General features: G+C 49.7%; 17 protein-coding genes. 9 read left to right on the top strand and 8 right to left on the bottom strand.

Annotation, left to right across the window (positions count from 1 at the left end; translation table 11 throughout):
• Nucleotides 1-205: 205 nt before the first annotated feature.
• The 3 genes from LKK83_RS25130 to LKK83_RS25120 form a co-directional block, all read right to left on the bottom strand.
• Nucleotides 206-565 carry a 4a-hydroxytetrahydrobiopterin dehydratase gene (locus LKK83_RS25130; protein WP_324634181.1) on the bottom strand — a complete coding sequence of 120 codons (360 nt, stop codon included), beginning with the start codon at nt 563-565 and terminating at the stop codon, nt 206-208.
• Between the two features lie 107 nt (nt 566-672).
• The gene (locus LKK83_RS25125; protein WP_324634179.1) at nt 673-1,536 is read right to left on the bottom strand and encodes a DUF6671 family protein; all 864 of its coding nucleotides are present in this window, start codon (nt 1,534-1,536) and stop codon (nt 673-675) included.
• A gap of 397 nt (nt 1,537-1,933) precedes the next feature.
• Nucleotides 1,934-2,869, bottom strand: coding sequence for a cation diffusion facilitator family transporter (locus LKK83_RS25120; protein WP_324634178.1), 936 nt, complete (start codon nt 2,867-2,869; stop codon nt 1,934-1,936).
• A gap of 118 nt (nt 2,870-2,987) precedes the next feature.
• Between LKK83_RS25120 and LKK83_RS25115 the strand changes: the two genes are divergently transcribed.
• Nucleotides 2,988-3,347, top strand: a complete 360-nt coding sequence (locus LKK83_RS25115; protein WP_324634177.1) for a hypothetical protein — start codon at nt 2,988-2,990, stop codon at nt 3,345-3,347.
• 98 nt (nt 3,348-3,445) lie between these two features.
• Here the strand turns inward: LKK83_RS25115 and LKK83_RS25110 are convergent, their stop codons facing one another.
• On the bottom strand, nt 3,446-3,604 hold the full coding sequence (locus LKK83_RS25110; protein WP_324634176.1) for a hypothetical protein: 159 nt from the start codon (nt 3,602-3,604) through the stop codon (nt 3,446-3,448).
• Between the two features lie 33 nt (nt 3,605-3,637).
• Between LKK83_RS25110 and rfbF the strand changes: the two genes are divergently transcribed.
• From rfbF to LKK83_RS25075, 7 genes are read left to right on the top strand one after another with little or no spacing between them, the layout of a single operon-like run.
• Nucleotides 3,638-4,408, top strand: a complete 771-nt coding sequence (gene rfbF, locus LKK83_RS25105; protein ID WP_324634175.1) for a glucose-1-phosphate cytidylyltransferase — start codon at nt 3,638-3,640, stop codon at nt 4,406-4,408.
• Entirely contained in the window at nt 4,399-5,418 is a 1,020-nt protein-coding gene (locus tag LKK83_RS25100) for a GDP-mannose 4,6-dehydratase (RefSeq protein WP_324634182.1), read from the top strand. The genes rfbF and LKK83_RS25100 overlap by 10 nt, the downstream gene beginning before the upstream one ends.
• Nucleotides 5,411-6,646, top strand: a complete 1,236-nt coding sequence (locus tag LKK83_RS25095; protein WP_324634174.1) for a class I SAM-dependent methyltransferase — start codon at nt 5,411-5,413, stop codon at nt 6,644-6,646. The genes LKK83_RS25100 and LKK83_RS25095 overlap by 8 nt, the downstream gene beginning before the upstream one ends.
• Nucleotides 6,647-6,677: 31 nt before the next feature.
• The gene (rfbC, locus tag LKK83_RS25090; protein WP_324634173.1) at nt 6,678-7,211 is read left to right on the top strand and encodes a dTDP-4-dehydrorhamnose 3,5-epimerase; all 534 of its coding nucleotides are present in this window, start codon (nt 6,678-6,680) and stop codon (nt 7,209-7,211) included.
• Nucleotides 7,208-8,128, top strand: a complete 921-nt coding sequence (locus tag LKK83_RS25085) for an NAD-dependent epimerase/dehydratase family protein (protein WP_324634172.1) — start codon at nt 7,208-7,210, stop codon at nt 8,126-8,128. The genes rfbC and LKK83_RS25085 overlap by 4 nt, the downstream gene beginning before the upstream one ends.
• Nucleotides 8,128-8,892 (top strand): cephalosporin hydroxylase family protein, encoded by a 765-nt coding sequence (locus LKK83_RS25080; RefSeq protein WP_324634171.1) that lies wholly within the window; start codon nt 8,128-8,130, stop codon nt 8,890-8,892. The genes LKK83_RS25085 and LKK83_RS25080 overlap by 1 nt, the downstream gene beginning before the upstream one ends.
• Nucleotides 8,893-8,918: 26 nt before the next feature.
• Complete coding sequence (locus LKK83_RS25075; protein WP_324634170.1) at nt 8,919-14,468, top strand: glycosyltransferase; 5,550 nt, start codon at nt 8,919-8,921, stop codon at nt 14,466-14,468.
• Nucleotides 14,469-14,527: 59 nt separating this feature from the next.
• Here the strand turns inward: LKK83_RS25075 and LKK83_RS25070 are convergent, their stop codons facing one another.
• Both LKK83_RS25070 and LKK83_RS25065 read right to left on the bottom strand, forming a co-directional pair.
• The gene (locus LKK83_RS25070; protein WP_324634168.1) at nt 14,528-14,815 is read right to left on the bottom strand and encodes a DUF3288 family protein; all 288 of its coding nucleotides are present in this window, start codon (nt 14,813-14,815) and stop codon (nt 14,528-14,530) included.
• A 46-nt stretch (nt 14,816-14,861) separates the two neighbouring features.
• Nucleotides 14,862-17,261 carry a tetratricopeptide repeat protein gene (locus LKK83_RS25065; protein WP_324634167.1) on the bottom strand — a complete coding sequence of 800 codons (2,400 nt, stop codon included), beginning with the start codon at nt 17,259-17,261 and terminating at the stop codon, nt 14,862-14,864.
• A gap of 597 nt (nt 17,262-17,858) precedes the next feature.
• Between LKK83_RS25065 and LKK83_RS25060 the strand changes: the two genes are divergently transcribed.
• The gene (locus LKK83_RS25060; protein WP_324634166.1) at nt 17,859-19,922 is read left to right on the top strand and encodes a calcium-binding protein; all 2,064 of its coding nucleotides are present in this window, start codon (nt 17,859-17,861) and stop codon (nt 19,920-19,922) included.
• Between the two features lie 258 nt (nt 19,923-20,180).
• On the opposite strand, the gene LKK83_RS25055 is transcribed toward LKK83_RS25060, so the two are convergent.
• Together LKK83_RS25055 and LKK83_RS25050 are read right to left on the bottom strand one after the other, a co-directional pair.
• Nucleotides 20,181-21,047 (bottom strand): calcium-binding protein, encoded by an 867-nt coding sequence (locus tag LKK83_RS25055; RefSeq protein WP_324634164.1) that lies wholly within the window; start codon nt 21,045-21,047, stop codon nt 20,181-20,183.
• Between the two features lie 12 nt (nt 21,048-21,059).
• Entirely contained in the window at nt 21,060-22,769 is a 1,710-nt protein-coding gene (locus tag LKK83_RS25050) for a methyltransferase domain-containing protein (protein ID WP_324634163.1), read from the bottom strand.
• Nucleotides 22,770-23,382 lie beyond the last annotated feature (613 nt).

Here is a 23,382-nt window from a genome sequence, read left to right as displayed (position 1 = left end):
AATGATAAAATAGGAGGTGAAACTCGATGGTGCAGGCAGGGCAGTTAAGCAAGCTATGCATTGCATTAACGTCCTGGATGCACCATCAGCTAGATTTTACCCGATGCTCATTTCCCTTGTCAAGTGCGATCGCCATTTTCCCAGCCCACCTAAGCCATCGGGTAGGCATTGCCCACCCGATGGGGAATTCCGAGGGGAGGAAAACTTAAGAGGCCAGATTATCGGTTTTGGCGGCCATGATAAAATCATTGCGGTGCAAACCCGAAATTGCGTGAGTCCACCAAGTCACAGTAAGCTTCCCCCACTCGGTCAACAAAGCGGGGTGATGCCCTTCTGACTCGGCAAGTTCGCCAACTTTGTTGGTCATATCGAGGGCCTGTTTAAAATTGTCCAATTTGTAAGTGCGTTCCAGACGAGATTGGCCGTCCACTTCTTTGATATTCCACTCGGGAACTTGCGGTTTGAGTTCGGCGATTTCTTCTTGAGAGATCGGTTTAGAATCCTTATTGCACGCCGAGCATTTTTCTTGAGTCAGATTTGCCAAGATTAAATCTCCTTTTGCCATTGATGTAACTGTATTTAGTGATACCAGGGATGATGTTTTGGTCGCATCCTCCCATCGGTATAAATTCCGGAAAGGCGATCGATCGGGGTTAAGACCTGCCAGACTTGCTAGGGATTGCAGTAGTGGCAGTAGGTAGGGTCGGCAGTTTGGCGGCCATCGGGATAGAGCTTTTCTTCGCGCAAGCCACATTTTTGGCAGTGATAAATCAGCGATCGCGTCAGGGGAGTGGGAAGCTGGCAAAGTTGGCAGGGTAAACCCGGTTGGCGGGCGATCGCATCAAATCCAGGCCAAGAACATTGCGGGCAAAATTGGTGCAGCTTTTGAATTAAATTCTCAGTTGCTTTTGCGATAACCTTCATGCGCGTGGGATTGTACATTGCCCGCATATCAGTTTCCAGATGAACCCGACCATCAGAAGAGCGTTTCCGGGCAAATTCCACTGCCTCAAAGAGTTGTTCTTCAGTGGTAATTCCCTTGATAATTTCCCCGTCACCGCGCGCGGCATCCCCGACAATCACCACCAAAGCATGGTCTGGGAAGCCAACGCTTTGAGCGAAAGAATAGGCTTGTTCGGGGGTAGAAACAAGCTGATGAGCGTAGTTGGTTTCTGTGGAGACTTCTTCAGCGATAATTTCTAAATCGTTAGCGGTATCGAGTAACAGAATGATTTCGCGATTGTGCGGGATGTAGGGGATAGCGGGATGAGGGCCAAAGGTGCCTTCACTGGCGAGAGCGAGGGTTTCTCCCGTCAAAGACATTGCTTTTTTTGCTTTCAATCGAGCCGCTTCGATTTGGGTGCCGAGACGTTTCACCTCCCGGGTGAACGTGCCGAACGCATCGGTATCGAACTCTGGAGGAACGATAACTTGCAGGTTGAATTGCCGATGCAAAAGCGGAGCGATCGCTTGCTCCTTGTGGTGCTTCGTTGCCAGCACAGCAACGCGATCGGTTAAGAATGACAGAGGAGTCATCGGTACGCACTGGTTAGGGGATAACGGCACCTTTTAATATACAAAAGAATTTTTCAAACCGCTTGCCGCTGGCTATTGGCGAAGGGGAAAGGTTAAGATAAAAGGCTTATACCGTTTTTCAACGATCGGGTTAGAGAAGCTTCCGACTACCCCGCTGGTAGAGACGCGATTTATCGCCTCTGGGACAATGGAAAACGCAAAAGCCATCCGTGGTGTTCGAAAAGGGGAGAAAGGTCAGCGGGGTTTGGATGGATGGCGGGGATAAAAAAGGGCGATCGCGGTTGTGGAAAACCCCGGTTAGAGCTGTGGAAAAGTCTGCGTTTCTGTGGAAAACTGCTAAATTTATGCGAACAGAATCATGCAGAGGAGACAGGGAAAGTGCATTTGGGGGAGGGAGTTAATCGGGTTTGCGATCCGGATTGGAAGCATAACCAATGCTTTCGGATTGGTAGCTTGGGGGTTCGATGTGGATTAAAATCCGGGCGGGGGAGAATTTAGCCGAGAGAAGGGCTTCCACTTTTTCGGTAATTTCATGGGCAGTTTTCACGTCATGGGCATCCACCACCATATGCATTTCGATAAACACCTGACGTCCCACCATTCCGCGAGAGGCGATATCGTGACAGTTAATCACCTCGGGAACCTGCATAGCGATCGCGTGAACGGCTTCCGGGGCGATCGCCACCTCATCCACCAACCAAGGAAGATTTTCCTGCAACACCTCCCACCCACTGCGAAACACCAGCAGCGCCACCGGGAAAGCCAGGACGATATCGAGCCATTGTAACTCAGGCAAATCGTGAACTCGTCCTTGCCAAACCCCAATCAACCCAGCAATCACCAGAATCGTCACCCAGACATCGCTCATGGTATGTTTGGCATCAGCGACCAGAATACTGCTCCCGATGCGCTGACCCACACGACGTTCGTAGAATGCCACAAAAATATTGATACCCAGGACCACCAGGAGGATCCACAACTGACCCGGGGAAATATTCACCGACTTGCTCTCAGAAAAGATGCGATCGACCGCACCTTGGAGGATTTCAAAACAGGCCACCCCCAAAAAAGCCGCAATGCCCAAAGCGCCCAAAGCATCGAACTTTTGGTGTCCGTAGGGATGTTCGCGATCGGGTTGAGGCGAAGCCCAGTGATTCGTCACCAGACCCAAAACATTATTGGCGCTATCGGTGACGCTGTGCAATGCATCAGCCAGCAGACTCAGAGAACCCGTCAGGGTTCCCACCACCGCTTTAATCGCCATCACCACCAGATTCAGGGCTAGGGTGATCAGCAGAACCTTGCGAACTTCCGCACGATTATCTGTCGCCACAAGTTTGTCCTCCACAGCTAAGAAGATTGTACGACATTTGGAGATTCAGGAGATTAGGCGCAACAGTGTTCCCATTCCCCAGTAGGATAAAGTAGCAGGGTATTTACAAGAATGGTTCATGTCTGATTCTCAGTTAACGCTAAATTTAGGCGAAGGATCGGTGTCCTTTCGCTTTACCCCAGAAGCCGCCAGGGAATTAAAAGAAGCCCTGGACGACTTGATGCAGCGGTTAAAAGCGATCGCTGCTTTTGCCGCACCCGGGGCCGGCGGTGGCAGACCCCAACCGCAGCAACCGATGGAATATCGGCATACCGGGGAGGTTTTTTTAGAGATTTTCTGCAATCCGAATATTTACCCCACCCCCTTTTCCGCCAAAGTGCTGATTACCCTGCGCGACGATCGCATCCGCATCAGCACCGAAGCCGAACTGACGCGGATCCGCGAAGATATCCACGAATATTTAGAGCGAGTGGGGTAGAGAGAACCTCGGGAAGGCGATGGCAAAATCGACTTTTCGTCGCTATTTTTTCTCGATTTAAGGAAAAGCCCATGAGAGAAAGGTAGAGCAGTGTAGGTTCAGAAAAACGGATGCTCTCTGATGCGATCGCCCACCGAGTAATACCCACTGTATTCGCGCGTCCAGACTAACATTGCCGAGAAAATGAAGCGCAAATTCTCCGAGTTAGAAACTTCAGCAATGGAATCAGCGAAACGAGCGAATACGAAATTTTTCAACAACCGAAGTCATTGTCGCAAGCAATAGGTTCGATGCAAGTCATCATTCTCGCCGGGGGTTTAGGCACGCGCCTCGCCGAACAAACCGAAGTTAAGCCCAAACCAATGGTCGAAATTGGTGAGCGACCCATCCTCTGGCACATTATGAAATCTTATGCCCACTACGGGTTGAAGGAATTTTTCATTGCCTTAGGCTATAAAGGGGAAGTCATCAAGCGCTATTTTTTGGATTACTACGCCTTGAACGGCAGTATGACCGTTAATCTGGCCAAAGGCAAGGTTAAAGTTCATCAGAATCAATGCGAAGATTGGACCGTCCACCTGATAGAAAGCGGATTGAACACCCTGACAGGGGGTCGAGTGAAGCGCTTGCAGCCTTGGTTGAAAAAAGAAACATTTATGGTAACATACGGCGATGGCGTCAGTGACATCAATTTAAACGAGTTACTGGAGTTTCATCGGTCTAGAGGACGACTGGCAACCTTAACCGCCGTGCGCCCGCCCGCCCGATTTGGGGGGATTATTTTTGACGGCGATTTAGTGGGGAAATTCACCGAAAAACCACAAATTGGAGAAGGGTGGATTAATGGGGGGTTTCTGGTATTAGAACCAGGCATTTTTGAGTATTTGGAGGGAGATAATAGCAGTTTAGAAGCCCAAGGATTGGAACGCTTAGCACAAGCAGGGCAATTGGCTGCCTATCGCCACGAGGGTTTCTGGCAATGTATGGACACCCTGCGCGACGTGCGACTGTTGGAAAGCCTTTGGCAAAGTGGAAATCCACCGTGGAAAGTATGGGAATAACAAAGATAGCGGCAAATCACTTTTGGCAGAATCGTCCCACCTTCGTTACTGGTGGTACGGGTTTAGTGGGCGGTTGGTTGGTGAAGCGACTGATAGAATTGGGAGCTGATGTGGTTTGTCTAGTGCGCGATTGGGTACCGCAAAGCGAACTGGTCAGCAGTCAAGCGATCGAGAAGGTGAAAGTGGTGCGTGGAGACGTACAAGATCGGATGCTGTTAGAGCGGATTTTGGGAGAATACGAAATCGACACAGTGATTCATTTGGCCGCACAAACCATCGTAGCGATCGCCAACCGCAATCCCATTTCCACCTTCGAGACCAACATTGCAGGCACTTGGTCGTTATTAGAAGCTTGTCGGCACAGCCCCACCGTCGAGCACATCGTCCTCGCCTCCTCAGATAAAGCCTATGGCGAAGCCCGACAACTTCCCTACGACGAAGAAACCCCCCTCCTCGGGTGTCATCCCTATGATGTCAGCAAATCCTGTGCCGATCTCATTGCCCAAGCGTATGCCAAAACCTATGATTTGCCCGTGGCAATTACCCGTTGTGGTAACTTTTATGGCGGCGGTGATTTGAATTGGAACCGCCTCGTCCCGGGAACCATTCGAGCAGTATTGCGTGGCGATCGCCCCATCATCCGATCCGACGGACACTACATCCGAGACTACTTCTACGTCGAAGATGGGGCCGCCGCCTACACCCTCCTCGCCGAGGAACTCGCCCACAACCCCGACTTGAGCGGTCAAGCCTTCAATTTTTCTAATGAAACTCAGGTGACAGTTCTCGAATTAGTCAATCGAATTTTAAGCTTAATGGGTTCGGATTTAGAGCCAGAAATTCGCGGGGAAGCGACCAACGAAATTCGCTATCAATCCTTAAGTGCGGCTAAAGCCAGAAAACTGTTAAATTGGCATCCGTTATTCTCCCTCGAAGAAGGATTGCAGCACACGATTGAATGGTACAAAAATTTTCTGGGGTCTGCAACAGGAGGTGCGGCAAATGCCTAATTTTGCTTGTCGTTCCTGCGGGAAAACTGAGCTAGAATTGGTTCTGTCTTTGGGCAAAACTCCCCTCGCCAATGCCTTGCTTACCGCCGAACAACTCAACCAACCCGAACCCACTTATCCCCTCGATCTGGCATTTTGCCCCCACTGCACCTTGGTGCAGATTACCGAAACCCTGCCGCCCGAGCAGCTATTTCGGGATTACGTTTACTTTTCTTCCTTTTCCGATACCGTCTTGCGTCATGCCGAAAGTCTCGTCAAGCGATTGATAGGCGATCGCCATTTACACCGCCACAGCCTCGCCGTGGAAATTGCCAGCAATGACGGCTACCTGCTGCAATATTATCAGCAACAAGGCATCCCCGTCCTCGGCATAGAACCCGCAGAAAACATTGCCAAAATTGCTCAAAAACAGCGAGGAATTCGCACCATTAGCGAGTTTTTTGGCACAGAATTAGCGCAGGAATTGATAACCCGGGGAGAAAAAGCCGATATCATTCACGCCAATAACGTCCTCGCCCATGTGGCTGACTTAAATGGATTTGTGGCAGGCATGAATTTACTGCTCAAAGACCGGGGAATCGCGGTGATAGAAGTTCCCTACGTGAAAGAGTTAATCGAAGGAGTAGAATTTGATACCATCTATCACGAACATCTCTGTTATTTTTCTCTCACCGCTCTCGATGGACTATTTCAGCGGCACGGACTGAACGTTGTGGATGTGGAACAACTGCCCATTCACGGCGGTTCATTGCGGCTGTTTGTTGCCAAAAAAGCAGCAGGCAAAGACGCGCGATCGACCCGCGTTTCCCAACTGCTTCAACAGGAAGCAAACTGGGGCGTCAACTCCCGGGAAATTTACCAGAAATTTGCCCGAGAAGTCGAACATCAACGGGATAAAATTCTGTCCCTGCTGCGCGATTTAAAAAATCAAAATAAAACCATAGCCGTTTATGGAGCTTCCGCTAAAGGCAGCACCCTACTCAATTACTTTGGCCTCGGTAAAGAAACCCTCGATTTCGTCGTAGACCGCAGCCCCATCAAACAAGGACACTACACCCCGGGAACTCATCTGCCCATTTATCCCCCCAAAATTCTGACCCAAAAAATGCCAGATTACGTCCTATTATTAACCTGGAATTTTGCCGAAGAAATCCTCGAACAACAAGCCGAGTATCGACAGCTTGGTGGTCGGTTTATTATTCCCATTCCCGAGTTAAAAATAGTCTGATAAGGTTCGATAATTTTCCAGTTTATCTGCCATGATTTTTACCGAAACGAAACTGAAAGGCGCATACATCATCGAACCCGAACGATTAGCAGACGAGCGGGGATTTTTTGCCCGGACGTGGTGCCAAGAAGAATTTAAAAAACGGGGCTTAAATTCCCAGTTAGTCCAGTGCAGTCTATCCTTTAACAACAAAAAGGGAACCCTGCGAGGGATGCACTATCAAATCAAACCCTATGAAGAGGCGAAATTAGTCCGATGTACCCGAGGCGCGATTTATGATGTAATGATAGATATGCGTCCAGAATCGCCGACTTTCAAACAGTGGGTAGCGGTGGAACTGACAGAAGAAAACCGCCGAATGGCTTACATTCCCGAAGGATTCGCGCATGGGTTTCAAACTTTGCAAGATAACAGCGAGGTATTCTATCAGATGTCCGAATTTTATCATCCCGAATCGGGTCGAGGCGTGAGGTGGAACGATTCCGCTTTTGGCATAAAATGGCCTGAAACGGGGAAGCGAATTATCTCGCCAAGAGATTGCCAATACGAAGATTTTAGGGGATGAAAAGAGTATTAGTAACCGGCGGAACTGGATTTATCGGAACCCCCTGTTTGCCTTTATTATTAGCCAAGGGATATGAAGTTCATGCGGTGTCTTCAAAAGAGGTAGGAAAAGATTCTGGAGGCTGCTATTGGTATCAAGTAAATTTGTTAGATAGCTCGCAAGTTTCTGAGTTAATGGAGAAAGTGAAACCGAGTCACCTATTGCACTTGGCGTGGTATGCCGTACCGGGAAAATACTGGACCTCCCTGGAAAATTTTCGATGGGTGCAAGCGAGTTTGCATTTGTTGCAGGAATTTCGCCGAAATGGGGGACAGCGAGTGGTCATAGCAGGCACTTGCGCCGAGTACGATTGGAATTATGGGTACTGTTCGGAGCAAGTGACCCCCCTGTTACCGAGTACCGTTTATGGAATTTGTAAAAACTCCTTACAAAATATGGTTTTGGCATTTGCCAAACAAGTGGAAATGAGTGCCGCGTGGGGACGGATATTTTTTGCTTACGGCGATCGCGAACCAGGCGATCGCCTGGTTCCTTACGTAATTCGTTCCCTACTGCAAGGAAAAACCGCCCGTTGCTCTCATGGCAATCAAATTCGCGATTTCCTCTACGTTAAAGACGTGGCAGATGCGTTTGTTACTCTGTTAGAGAGTCAGGTTGTCGGTGCGCTTAACATCGCTTCGGGAAAACCCGTGGCATTAAAGGATATAATCGAAAACATCGCGCAAAAGCTGAATCGGCCCGAAGCGATCGAACTCGGAGCGATTCGCGCTTCTGCCAACGACCCCCCCTTACTGGTGGCAGACATTCGGCGGTTGACCCGAGAGGTTGGCTGGCAACCAACATACGATTTAACCACGGGATTAGAAGAAACAATGGCTTGGTGGAAAACACGAGAGGAATTAATTAGCGTAGAGTAATGAAATTAATCATAGATACAGAAACCAGAGAACTGATTGAAGAAGTAGAGGGCTTTCAGAGATGTCTTAACCTTTATTCTAAAGAAGCCTTTGAATTGATTTCGCGCGAATGGTTGAAAGTTGGCTGGAACCAAAAATATACCTATACCTTTAGCTGGATGGGAAGACCGATAATTCAGTTGCCCGAAGATATGATTCGCATATCGGAAGCGATTTATGCGGTCAAACCGGATGTTATTATAGAAACCGGCGTGGCGCATGGGGGGTCGCTGATTTACTATGCCAGTTTATGTAAAGCGATGGGCAAAGGACGGGTCATCGGGATTGATATCGAGATTCGACCGCATAATCGAAAAGCGATTGAAGAACACGAACTGTTTCCTCTGATTACGCTGGTAGAAGGAAGTTCGATAGAAGCGGCGATCGTTGATAAAGTGAAATCCCTAATTCGCCCCGGGGAAGTTGTTATGGTGATTCTCGATTCATGCCACACCAAGCAGCATGTTTTAGCCGAATTAGAAGCGTACTGCGATTTGGTAACTCCTGGCTCGTATTTGGTGGCAACTGATGGCATTATGGAGGACCTGACTGACGTTCCGCGCGGTCATCAAGAATGGAGCTGGGATAACCCAAAAGCGGCGGCAGCAGAGTTTGCACAAAAGCATCCCGAGTTTGGATTAAAACCACCGATTTGGCCGTTTAATGAGAGTGAATTAACGGAAAATGTCACTCATTGGCCTGGGGCGTGGTTGTACAGAAAATAATCAGTCAAAGAAGAGAGGGAAAGTAGATGCAAGAGAATCAACCGTTAGTCAGTATTGGAATGCCGGTGTACAACGGCGATCGCTACCTGCGGCAAGCACTAGATTCACTGCTGGCACAGGATTACGCTTGCTTTGAATTGATTATTTCCGACAATGCCTCTACAGACAATACCCCCGAAATTTGTCAGGAATATGCCGGGAAAGATAGCCGGATTCAATATTACAGAAATTCCGACAATATTGGGTCAACCAATAATTTTAATAAAGTATTTGAACTCTCTAACGGTAAATACTTTATGTGGGCTGCCCATGATGATTTTTGGGAGAGAAAATTTATTGGGAAATGTGTCGAGGGATTAGAAAATAACCCCAAGGCTGTACTGTGCTGTAGTGAAGTGGTTTTCATCGATGAAAAAGGGAGCGTGAAAACCGACTGGACATCTCATCCTCAGAAAAAAAATGTAGCCACTGTGGGGATGAATTTGGTGCAGAGAAGTCATCAGCTCATTGCCAAAGCAGGTTGGTACACGATTTATAGCTTAATTCGGCGGGGGGCACTCCTCAAAACAAATTTACTGCTAGATAAGTATGGTGCGGATGTAATTATTTTGCAGGAACTCAATTTATTGGGCGAATTTGCTAAAATAGATGAACCTTTATTTTTTTATCGACTGCACGAAAGTCAAGGGTCTTTAGAAGAGGTAAAACAAGCCAAGTTAAAAAGGCAGAAGCCCTATTCTGGTTTAGTAAAAGACCTACTTGATGTGGTGCTAAAATCCAACCAAGTAGATGAGTATGTCAAAGAACAAGTTCGAGCGGATTTTATTGAAACCCTGGCTTTTCAAAATTCGGAGTTATTTAATCTTATAGCAGCAGAACAGAAGCTTGACTTGAGAAAAGAAATCAGCCCGGATGACCTGCGGTATTTTATATATAAAATTTTAGAAAAAGGCGATTTAAACGCCAACAAACAATCACCCGATCGGGCAGAGTCAAACCCCAAAGAACCCTTGCCTAAAAAAGCGCTAGTTGCCTACCAAAATTATGTTTATCCGCCGCGATATGCCTCGGATAGACGATGCTTGTTGGTCATCAACGGGTTGAAAGAATTAGGGTATGAAGTAACGTTATTTAGTTCCAACTTGTTTACGAATATTGCTTGGACGGAGGAAAACATCCCCCAGTTAGAGCGAGAAGTGGGAATCAAAGTAGATATTCATCAAGTGAGTCAGGGCGATCGCCAATTTGTAGAGGAAGAATTCCGCAAAACCGGAGGACGTCAGTGGTGGAATATGTATTCCCCGGGTCTGCGGGAACATTTTCGCCAGCTTTTCCACCGCTTACAACCGGATATAGTGGTGATTAATTATGCGTTTTGGGGAGAACTGGCGATCGCAGATGAGTTCAAGTCTGCCCTGAGGATTATCGACACCTTGGATTTGTTGAGCTTAAATCAAAAAATGGCAGGTTTAGTCTCTAGCTTTTTGGCAAGGCGTCAGATTGATGGGGAATTTTTGGATGAAAACTTTTTTAACAAGCGGGGCTTGAGCGTAGATGAAAAAGAGTATAAAATATACGATAGTTACGACTGCACGATTGCCATTACGCCTCAAGAACAAAAGCTGATTGAAGAACATACCTCGCAAACTCAAGTCATTCATATCCCCTTCACTTTTGAAGTAAAAGACACCGAGAATACCTACCGTGGCAATCCGGTATTTGCCATTGGCCCGAATGCGTTTAATTACCAAGCGTATATATATTTTGTCGCCAAAGTTCTGCCGCGCGTATTAGCTGAAGTACCGGAATTCGTACTTAACGTTATTGGTGATGGAGGTAAATTTTTGTCTCCAACCAGGGGAACCCAATTACTCGGTTTCGTTCCCGATTTGGAAAAATTTTATCAGGAAAGCCGCTTTGCCATTTGCCCGATGCTTGGGGGAACGGGTCAACAGCTCAAGGTACTCGAAGCAATGGCTCATGGCTTGCCGGTGGTAGTATTGGAAAATGTTGCACAACGTTGTCCGATCCAACATGGAATCGATGGATTTGTGGCCAAAAACGCCGAAGAATTTGCCAAATACACCATCGAGTTATTCCGCAATCCCCAACTTTGTCGCCAATTGGGAGAAGCAGCACGGAAAACGATCGCCGATAAATTCTCCAATCAATTATTACTAGAGCGTCTAGAAGAAATGACCGATCGCGCGCCGATGAAAACCGCCAATAAACCCGTCAAAGTTATTGTAGACGGGATATTTTATCAAATCAACCAAACCGGTATCGCTCGAGTCTGGCACGCCCTGCTGCAAGAATGGGTAAAAACAGGCTTTGCCAAGCAAATTTTATTCCTCGATCGCGTGGGTACCGCCCCGAGAATTCCGGGCATCAAATATCTCTGCATTCCGGCTTACGATTACAACAATACCGACAGCGATCGCGCCATGTTGCAGAGCATCTGCGACGAAGAAAACGCCGATATCTTTATCTCCACCTACTACACCACTCCCCTCTCCACCCCCTCAGTCTTCATGGCTTACGACATGATTCCCGAACTGTCTCGAGCCAATCTCTGCGATCCCATGTGGCGCGAGAAACAGTATGGAATTCGTCATGCCTGTGCCTACATTACCATCTCCAAAAATACCGCTCGCGATCTCGTTCGTTTTTGGCCCCAGATTCCCCCAGATTGCATCACCGTTGCTCATTGTGGAATATCCAGCTACTTTTCCCCCGCCACCCCGGAAGAAATCCAGCAGTTTAAATCCAAATACAGCATCTCCAAACCCTATTTTTTACTCGTGGGCAGTCGCGGTAATCTCAATCACTATAAAAATGCCCTGTTATTCTTTAAATCCCTTGCTGAAGTACCGAACTGCAACACCTTTGAGATTGTCTGTGTAGGCGGAAAAGCCGAATTAGAACCCGAATTCCAAGTTTATGCGCGAGAAACGAACGTTCGCGTTATTCCACTGCATGACGAAGAATTACGCATTGCTTATTCCGGTGCGATCGCCCTGATTTATCCTTCCAAATATGAAGGATTTGGGTTGCCATTGCTCGAAGCGATGGCTTGTGGTTGTCCCGCGATTACCTGTCCCAATGGGGCAATTCCAGAAGTGGCAGGACAAGCAGTAATTTATGTTAAAGATAATGACACGGCTGCAATGGCAAACGCCCTATTGCAAATTCAGAAACCCGAAATTCGCAATACCTTAATCGCGGCTGGATTCGAGCGAGTCAAACAATTTTCTTGGCAAAAAATGGCCGATCGCGTCAGTTCTGTGCTAATTGAAAAAGCTCGTCAACCCGCGAAATTTGCGATCGCCTCTACCGCCCCCTCCGCTATCGAACAATCCCATCCCAAACCTTCTGCGCAATCTGCTGTAAGCAACCCCCGTCAAACCCGCCAGCAACTCGCTCGGCAATGGCTGAATTTGCCCGCCGAATCCCTCGATATTGCCTATTGCGGCACCCTGGGACAAACCCACAAAGCACTGCTTGAAAGCAACATCAAAGACGAACCCCTCAACCCAGACGAACGAGCCTTCGTCCGCGAAATCGCCGCCAACCTTGCCCGAGGATTTCAGCATCCCAACGCCATCCAATCCTTCCTCGCCGGAATGCTTTACTGCTATCCGCATCAACTGAATTTAAACTATGAAAACGCCCCGATTCCTCGATGGCTGGCTGATGACTATATCAAATTCATGTTTTCCTTTCCCAATATTTTCCACGAGAAAGGAGAAGCGGAAAATTACTGCCAATACCTGCAAGACTGGCTGCGCTACGTTCATACCAAACTATTCAGTAATCCCCAGTCCCCCGTCTGGCGGAAAGTGGCCGAATTTTTCACCGATAATCCCACCTTTCGGAACCCTTACTTTAACGCCGCAAATCTGAAGGAACTGTACGTCCAATGGGCTGATATTGTCGAATTTACCCTGAAAAATCGGGGATATGCGCTCGATTATCGCTTCCGCGATCGCCCTGCCAGTCGGCAAAAAATCCGCATCGGAATTTTAAGAGACCATTTCAGTCCGGCAACCGAAACCTTTGCCACCCTGCCGGTGTTTGAAGCGCTCGATGTCCAACAGTTTGAGATTATTCTCTATGCCACTTGGACCAATAACAACAGCTTAGAACGCTATTGCCAAAGTTGTAGCGCCCGCTTCGTCGAACTTCCGGAAAACCTCAGCCAACAGGTCCAACAAATTCGTGAGGATGACCTCGATATCTTATTTATCGGCACCAATATCACCTATACGAACAAACCCTTGACCCATTTAGTCATGCACCGACTAGCGCGGGTGCAAGTCACCTCGATCGCCTCCCCCATCACCACCGGGATCCGCAACATAGACGGCTACATTGCAGGGACTCTCACCGCACCCGCCGCCACCGCCCAATCTCAATATCGCGAACAACTGATCAACATCGAAGGATCCGGGCTGTGTTTCCGTTTCCCCACCACCCAACCCGCACCCACCGTGAATCCCACCCGTGCAAGTTGGGGTGCCACCGACTACACCGTGGTGTTTATCTCCGGGGCCAATTTCTACAAAATCATTCCCGAATTGAGCGAAACCTGGGCCAAAATCATCGCCGCCTGTCCGAACTCCATTTTAGTGTTATATCCCTTTGGTCCGGCTTGGAATAATACCTATCCCGCCGAGGCATTTCTCGAGCGATTGCGAACCACATTTACCCAGTATCATATCGACCCAAAACGTTTGGTGTTGATTAATACCTTACCCAGTCCCACGGATATCAAAAAGTGCGTTCAACTTGCCGATATTTATCTCGACTCCTACCCCTATAGCGGAGCCACTTCCCTGTTGGATCCGCTAGGATGCGGCATTCCAGCGATCGCCTGGGAAGGAGACACCCTCCGTTCTCGCCAAGGTTGCGCACTGCTGCGCGAACTGCAATTGCCCGATTTAATTACCGATAGCGAACAAGCTTATATCAACCTCGCCATCACTCTCGCCAGGAATCCCCAACTGCGCCAGCACTATCGACAGCAAATTCAGCAACAAATGCAGAACAACCCGCCATTTTTAGATAGTGCTTCCTACGGTGCAAAAATCGGCCAAGTTTTCGCGCAATTGTTCCGAGACTGGCAAAATCAACCCCACCCCTCTGTAACCCCAGGCTCTTCCCTTTCCGACTCTGGATTAACTGCCGAATTTCTCAACCGACTGATTGGCTGCGCGAACCTCTATTACATCGACCCCACCGACGCATCCGTACTGGCAGAACTGCGCGAAATTCGGCAAGAATTTGCGGAATTTTGGTTAAGCGTTCCTCCGGAAAAAATCCAGCCGTTCTATGCCAGCGATGTGGGTAAAGCCCATGAAAGTGTAATGAAAAGTGGGGTTCAAAATGAACCGCTTACCGATACCGAACGGCAGTTGGTTGCGGAATTGACTGCCGAGATTGGGCGAGGATTGGATGCGCCGAAAGCGATAAATAGCCTATTAGCTATTCTGCTTTATCGGCATCGGGAGCAATTATCCTTGCCTGAGAATTCTCTGCCCGCGTGGCTGAAAATTCCGGCGGTGAATCCAGCATAGTATTGAGTAGGGTGGGATAGCCCACCTTCCTCTTGTTTTTCTGTTAAATAACAGTGAGATTACATCCAATCTTCGCTGTCGTTGTCTTGGATGCGATAAACGCGACCTTTGCTGTGAATTTCCCGAGTTTTTTCAAATAACATTTCTTCGGTCATATTCCAGCGCTGTAGCACTTGTTCTAAATTGGCCCACAGCTCTTTTTCTCCGGGAAAACCGCGATAGCGAATTCGCAACCGACCTAATTCTGCTAAATTGCGATCGCTGGGTTCTCCTGTCAACAGGGCGCTGACAATTTCGCGATCGCGACTTCCTTGTGGATGTTGCTGGTCCTGCTGTGATGCTGCCATAACTTGACAATTCCTCCCTTGATAACTGGATGGATTGGGTTGTTTTCTACAGACGATTTCTTAATTGCTCGAATATTTCATACATATCCCGAGCAAACTGCTTGGGGTTCCACAAAGGAGATAACGCTTCGGGTTGCTTCGAGTGGATTAACCGTTGTTTGATGTCCCAGCGCAAGCTGGCATCTTTGCCCAAGCGAATTCCCCAGGCGATATAGTCATCCCAACTCCAAGCGATTCCCGCCTCAATTCCCAGGGTTTTGAGAAAAGAATACCCCATGCGCGAGAGCGATTGTTCGCCGGTTCTGGTGACAATCGGCAAGTTAAACCATAAAGCTTCCAGGTTATGGGTACCGCCATTGTAGGGATAGGAATCTAATAAAACATCGGCGATACTGTAGATAGGGCGATGCGCTTCTTCCGTGGGCGATCGCCCCACACATTTCACCCGCGCCCTCGCCACCCCCGACGCCAAACAGGCGCGATCGTAAGCCTCCCGAATCACTGCCGGATCCCCTTGACCTTTGTGCAATAATATGCTATTGGGAACCCGATCGAGAATCTGAATCTGTGCCCGAACCATTTGGCGATCGAGCTTTTTCCCCGGTGCGACGCACAGGTAAACCACCTGCTGCGAATCGATTCCCATTCTCTGGCGCGCCGCTTCTGTGTCGATCGCCTCCCTGGCAAATCCCGACACCGCCACAAACGAATTCGGCATCCGCACTAACTGCTCGCAATAGTGGGGTTCTATCCCTTCTGGATGGGTATGCCAGTCCGATAAATAGTAATTTTTCTCTGACATAAACGGCGCATCAAATCCCAACCACGACACACAAACTGGCGCGGGTGCGCGGTAGAGAATTTCCAGATTGGGCAGAAAGGTTAGAGAATCTAAGTCAACTAAAATATCGAGTTCGTCTTGTAATATTTGCTCGAGTATCTGCAGTTTGGAGTTGTCTGAATCTTGGGGAAAGGGATAGAATTTTGCGGCAGTTTTTTGGAAGTGTTCGGTTTTATCGTCAACCTTTTGGGAATGGGTGACGTACAAATAAATCTGCGGCGAAATTTCCGACAAGGCGCGCAGGATATCCGCACTACACCAACCTACAGAATGGCGACGAAAGTGGGGGGAAATAAACCCGATTTTAAGCGGCTGCGAGGGTGATTTTGGCCGGAAGGTTGTGGCGGGGGTTGCCGGGGGGTGATTTTGGAGTTCTCGATCGAGTTGTTCGGCGGTTGCTTTGCCAAGCAGTTGAGAGAGCTGAAAATTACGACTGCGATCGTCTCGTAGATGGGGCTGGGCATATAAGAGATGACCGTACAGATTTTTGATGAAATTTTGCGAAAAATCATCGAAGCCCGCCGCGATTTGAGTTTCCAATTGGCGAAACGTTTCCGCAGCGAATTCATTGCGTCCCGCGTGTAAAGCGTTGGTGAGGGCAGGAATCGCGGCGATAATCTTATAAGGAGTTGAGCATCGAGTTAGATAGCGTTCCGAGGCGGTGCGTAAGCGAGAAAAATGCTCCACCGCTTCTGGGGGACTGGTGAGGAGATTAAATAAGCTTTGATGGGCGGCAACAAAGTCAGGTTGTAGGGAAATTGCCGTTAAAAAAGACTCGACAATCGAATCAAAGCGGGGGTGGATGAGGGGGTGAGTGTTGGGGAATTGCTGCAAAAGCGTTTTGCCCAGGTTAAAATGCAAGCCCGGGAGGGTTGGGTTAAGGGCGATCGCGCGATTCAAAAAAGCCACCGCTTCATCGAGACGGTTTTGTTTTGCTAGAGCAGTGGAGAGATTGGAATAAGCCTCAGCCGAATCTGGCTGCAGGGCGATCGCGCGGTGGTAAGATGAGATCGCCTCATCCAGTCGTTCCAATTCGAGCAAGCCATTGCCTAGCTTTAAATACGACTGAAATCCCGCCATTTGCGGTTGCAGGGCTAACGCCTGCTGCCAAGACGCCAGCGCTTGCGCAAACCGACCCAAATCGGAATAAATCTGTCCCAGATTCCAGTGGACGCCTGCCAGAGTGGGTTGAGCGGCGATCGCATTTTTGTAGCAAGCGATCGCCTCCTCCAACTGTCCCTGACGATACAACGCGCTGCCGAGATTGGCATGAGCCGCTGCAAAATCTGGCATAATTTCTACAGCCCGAGAATAAGCCCGCTGGGCTGCAGGGAGGTTGCCCATATTGGACAGTGCATTTCCCAGAGTCTTGTAAGCCTCGGCAAAATCCGGTGCCAGCTTTAGTGCAGTTTGGCACTGGGCGATCGCCTCCGGAAAATCGCCTTGGAGAGTGTAGACTTCTGCAAGTAGGCGACGAACTGTGGGCTTGTTCGGATCGCGATTGAGGGCTTCTCGATAGCAAGCGATCGCCGCCTCCCACTGTCTCGCCGCTTGGCGCTCCTGACCCTGTTGCAACCAAAACTCAACCCCATGCAAATCCACCACAACCACATCCCTCTTGCAATTTTTTCCCTCGAATCTGTCAAAGCAGTGTTGTATGGATGGCTTCCGGGGGGGAAGACGCTTCCGAATCGCCTCTAGCGGCGATCGCAATCATTTGCAGCCTTACTTACCCCAGCGCCCCGGTACCCTAGCGCCCCGGTAGACAGAAAACTTTCTGGCAATCCACCCGGTGTCAAATGCCATAGAGTGAATAAATAATTTACTATCAAACACAGAGACCTCTCCAGGGCCTTGCACCCTAGGGAACTCTGGGATGCACATGATAGTCCTGCATCCCAGTCTTGTCAAGATAAAATCTATGAGCAATGCTAATCGGTCCGCTCAAGAGTCAACAAAAGTTTGCCATCTTGCCAGACTAGACATTAGCACCCAATTGGGCTAGACTTGCTGCTGACAGAAAGACCAGACGACTCAACCGAACCCAAGGAGTTCCGACGTTAGCTGCCCAGGCAGTCTAAACCAGGACGAAACGAAACAGATGAGGAGTGAAAGACACGAATGGTTAGAATACTCGATACACTACCTACAAATACGAGCGATACTCTAGATCTTAGTTTGTTTGGACTAGGCGCGGACACTGTGCTGGGCCTAACGAATTCCGACTTTCTAATCTCCGATGTCGTCGGTGCCAGCGTGTTGTTTGGCAACACGGAAAATGATTCCCTGATTTCCGCCGGCCCGGGAGACACGGTGTATGGCGGGCAAGACGACGATTTCCTCGTCAGTCGAGCGGGGCGAAGCCTATTCTTTGGCGATTTAAGCCAAGATCGATTTGAAGCGCGAGGGAGCCTCGGTCAAGATACCGTATTTGGCGGCACCGACAATCTGACTGAAAACCGGGAGCAAGATAGCGACGATATCTTCAACTTCGGGAACGCGATCGGCGGCAGCAACCTCGGTTTCGGGAACGGCGGAGACGACTTTCTCAGTGGGTCGGGCTTCGGGCAGGATACCCTCTGGGGTGGGATTGGCGACGACACGCTTCAGGTCGTTGTACTGGGTTCTGGCGGTACCGGCGGCGGTGCTGGTGGGTTCGTCCCCGACACGGTACCCGGATTCAGCGGCGTCAATCCCGTGATTGTCGGTGGCGCGATCGGCTCCGATGTGAGCGTTGTCGGCGCAGGCGGCGTGGGACCGACGAACAATCCAGGGCGGAACTATCTGTCTGGGGACAAAGGAAACGACGTGGTTTTCGGCGTGGGCGATCGCGATACCTTGAGCGGCGGTGTGGAGAACGACACCCTGTTCATGCTCGGTCAGGATGCCCCGATCGTGCTTTCCGGCACCTTTGCGGATCCGACCCAGCAGGGGCAGAACCTCGGCACCCAGCTCGCGTTAAACGGCGTCCCCCGGAACAACCTGGTTCACGGCGGCCTGGGCGATGATAGCATGTGGTCCTTTGGGGGCGCGCGCGGACGGCAAACCTTATTCGGTGCTGAGGGTGACGATACCTTGGTCAACCTCGGGACTCAGGTCCTCGCCTTTGGAAACACCGGAGCCGATTATTTAGAAACCCGCAGCTATGCCAACAGCACCTTGTACGGTGGTCAAGATGGTGACACCGTGGTCTCTGGTCAAGGGGGGAACCCAGTGGTTGACTCCGGTAGCGGCAGCAACCTCTTGTATGGTGATAAAGGCAGCGACACCCTGCTGAGCGCACAGACGCGAGATACCTTATATGGCGGCACCAGCGGCACCGATGCAGACACGGTTGCCGGTGCCAATGATGACGTTCTCTCCCTCGGCGGTGGCACCAGCATTGGCTTTGGCAACAAAGGGGATGACAGCTTAATCGGCACTGGAAATAGCGTCACCCTCTATGGCGGGGAAGGTAGCGATACCCTCACCGCTAGCGGAATCAGTAGCTACCTCTCCGGAGACAAAGGAAATGATTCCCTGTGGTCTTCCGGTAACAACAGCACCTTGTACGGCGGCGCAGATGCCAGCAGCGATACCCTCCTCACCGCTGCCGCCGGAAACACCTTGCTCGGCGGGGAAGGCGATGACTCCCTCCTTGCCATTCTCAGGGACAATAATGGCAATATTTTGGCCGGTGGCAACGGCACCAACTCCTTAATTGGGGGTGAAGGGAATGACATACTAATCGCTGGGAAAGCCAGCGATACTCTCCTCGGGGGCGCTGGTGATGACAGCTTAGTGGGAAGCGCAAAAAACGATCTGCTCAGGGGAGACGAGCCAGGTCGTGACTTCCTCGAAGGTTTCAAAGGCACAGACACCTTAGTCGGCGAATCCGGGCAGTTCGATGGTTTCGTGTTCCGCACGCCGAATACCGGAGAAGTTGGAGATACGATCACCTCTGCTACTGGCACTGCATTTGAAACTGGTACGGACAAGTTCTACTTAGAAGTGGGTCAAAAGAACTTTAACTTCCAAGTGGGTGCGGGTCAAACCCTGCGAAGCAACATTGACTTTGTAACCACCACCTCGGCTTATACCGGTTCGTTCACCTCGATTGCCGCGAACTCCACCCTGCCTTCCGTTATCTTCCAAGACACCGGTGATGGTGGGTTCTTGCTCTATGACGCGAATGGTGCCGATGCAACCGGTGGTCTGAGTGGGGTCACCACGATCGCAGCCATTACAAGCGGTGAAGTCAACTTCAACGATATTGTCTTGTTCTAATTCTCAATTCGCTGTTTTCTCAGCATCAAATTAGTCAAGATAAAAAAAGCCAGAGATGCAAGTCTCTGGCTTTTTTTATGTCAGTCCCAGTTGAGTCGGTGCGTGACCCCCCGGTTTCCCTTTGACTGTGGCACCACCGATTGGGTGCGGGGGGTCACACACCCTACCTGGTCTTTGTGATTGAATAACCAATGACCAATGACCAATGACCAATGACCAATGACCAATAACCAATGACCAATGACCAATTGGTTTTCTTTACCTTTTGCCGCCCTGAATGTCCCGACCAATTAAACTTAAAAATGCCGTGCCGAAGTGCTGAATTTCCAGAAAACTGGCATTATCCGGGGCGGGTTTGTAAATTCTAAAGGTTCGCATAATCCCCAGGGTGGCGGCACTTTCCAATGGGCCGATAAACCGGGTATCGCGGTCTAAAAAATAAGGCTGCTGCGCCCAATACCCCATCTGTTTGGCATTCAAAAAAAAGCAACCGGCATGGGGATTTAGGGTGCGGCGAAACATCACGGGATGTTCCATAATATGCCCTTTCAACTCTGGTTTTTCCGCTACATTTTGAAACCGTTCTGTCACTCTCGCCGCCAGTTCTCCATCGATATAGGCTTTGCCAATCCCACCGGCAGGGGAAAGTTCGTAGCGATTGGGCTGTAGCAGGTTGAGGTCGCCGGCTTGTTGGGTAAACCAATTTAATTTAATAAAAAGCCACGGGTCGCGCAGAATTAAATCATCTTCTAAATAACAGTAATAATCATAACGACCGAGGCAATCTCGCAGCAGGGCGTGACACTCAAACCCGAGTAGCATGGGTTCTGCTTGGGTGGCATGATGATGATAAACCCCCTTGGGAATGGGAAGCTGACCCAAGAGGTGATGATTTCGGGTGGTACAGATAACAATATCCAGGTCGTGGGCTTGGGGTTTGTTCACGGGCACTGCTACAGCATGGGCAATATCAATCAAACGCTGGGATTTGCCAAACAATGCCCACAAGTGGGTTATGCAGGTACTCAAGGCGATAATACGCGATCGCGAATCTTTGCTGAGAGAACCATGTTTCCCACCGCCATCCGGATTAAAATAATGGGCAATCGCGAACAGAATTTTCATCGGCTCCTAGCATTAATCTTCAAACAATTTCGGAAAGCGATCGCGTAGAGCAGCATTCAATTCCGGGAGGCGATCGCGCATCTGCAAATACCACTCCCACCGCTCTCGATAATGCTGGCACAACAAGCGATTCTGCGCCACCCACTCATAAGCATTCCCCGCCAATCGCCGCCGCAATTCCACATCTTCTATCAACCCTTCTAACTTCACTTCAAACGCTTCGGGCGAATGATAAATCAACCCGGTTTCCCCTGGCTCAATTGACTTCTCATAAACCGTGGGACTCGCCAACACGCTCACCCCATGACCGGCACATTCAAGAAACTTCAAATCCGATTTCATCCCATTGACCCGGTTGGGCATCAGCGGTAACAGCGCCACATCACATCCATGCAAAATTTCCTGATAAACTTCATACGGCGAAAACGGTTGAAATTCTTTATTCTGCGTATCTAAAGAGTTAAAAAACAATTCATCGTGCAGCACCTTCACCCGCACTCGCTCCCCATATTTTTTCAACACCCGATTCAGGGCCGGCATAATCGGTTCCCAATCCTTTTCCCGATTCAATGCGCCAAAAAATATCGTACAAGTCTCATCATCCGGATAAACGCGGCGGGGCGGCAAATAGGCAAGCTGATTCTGAAATACCGCCACATTTGGATTGTGCTGACGCAAATAAGCCGCTAGGGGTTCGGTAGAAGTTTGCACGCAATGGCAGCCGCCGTAGCTGAGAAAATGATTGTTCGCGTATTGCGGACGCCGCAGGGGGTCATCATCAATTTCCGCCACAATTAAATACCCCCGGCGCAACAATTCTTTCAGTTTGGACAAATCTTGCGGATAGTCTAAAATGGTTCGCTGCCAAATAAAGACCTTTTCTTCGTGGGGGAGCGCTAAATTCACATCGGCAGTTTTGACGCCCGAGAGGGTTCGCACTCCAGGAATGGTAGCACTAAAGCGGTCTGGCTCTAATACCCGCAGGCGATCGCACCCCGTGGGAGCCATAATAATCGTCTGAATTAACAACCGTCGCGGTGCAGTGGCAGATTTCTGGGCGCGCACCACATATTGCAGCGCCCCTGTTTGCGTCGCAAAGGTCGCCGGGTCGATTTTTAATGCCTGCACCACCGGGGCTAAAATTTGCTGGAACTGTTGAAATGCCTGCCCTTGGCGTCCCCGGGTTTGGATTTCATATGGGTGCAACCCCGCATCGGCAAATAACTGTTTGATGCCGTCTAAGGTGAAAAACCGCAGGTGGGTGCGGTCTAGCAATCCTTGCTCTTGATATTCCCAGTTTCCGCGCAACAAATTGACGATCGCACTCCAGTGTTGAATATTCGGAATGCACGCCAGCACTTGCCCCTCGGGTTTCAACCACCGGGCATGACGTTGCAGTACCCCCCAAGGGTCTACCATGTGTTCGAGCACGTCCCCATACACCAAACAGTCAATGCTCTCTTGTGCAAAGTCGAGGCGCGGGTCTTCCGGGTCTTCCGCATTGGCGACAATCACCTCATCGAGCCTTTGCGCTGCTACTTGTGCTGCCTCTGGCTCTCGTTCGATGCCAATATAGTGACAGTGGGGGTTAATTCGCTTGTACTGCGCCCCTAATGCTCCTGCCCCACAGCCTACCTCTAGGATAACTTTGGCATCGGCGGGCAGCACTTTGAGCAAGTCTGGGTTGACGCGATCGTAGTAATCAAACTCAGGTGATTTCATGGGTGAATTCTGGATTGTTCAATTAAGCTTTTATAGCAGGGAATCGGGATATCCTGGCTGATGCCTACTCCCACAATCCTGGAAATAGGCAACCGCCTTACTGGCAAATCCGGCAAACATGGTCTGTCAGCCAACCGAATCCACTCCCCCCGAGAGCAGCAGGGGGTGGAATAATGCCCACCGACAACCCAATTGCGCGATCGCAACTTCATCTTATTTTAAGGGGCGATCGCAATCAACCGAGGCCATAGGCAAGCGGTTTTTTGCCTTTGCAAGTCTCAGATTGCCTTCACCCCTTCCATCGAATTGCTGTAGCGAGTTCCTAAACCTCCAGGCGATCGCCCTTGCCCACTTAAAGCAATTTATGCATTGCTTTTGTGCCCTGCCTGCACCATCCACTCCATTTTACCCACTATCAATTGTTTTGTCAATCCCTTCGCGGAACAATTTGGGTCTAGCTGCTGGAAATTGGTGCGTGACCCTCACAGGAGTTGCGCCACGCACGCAAAGCATTGCATAAGTGCCCTGCCTCCCCCATTGACTTCATTCTACCCCCTACCGCTTTTTTTGTCAACCGCTTCGGGCAACAATTTCGCGCGCATAGCCAAATGAC

It is taken from the genome of Phormidium sp. CCY1219, assembly GCF_035615515.1.
Classification (GTDB): Bacteria; Cyanobacteriota; Cyanobacteriia; order Cyanobacteriales; family Laspinemataceae; genus CCY1219.
The sequence above is the reverse complement of the archived record's forward strand: the minus strand, read 5'-3'. Positions and strand labels throughout refer to the sequence as shown.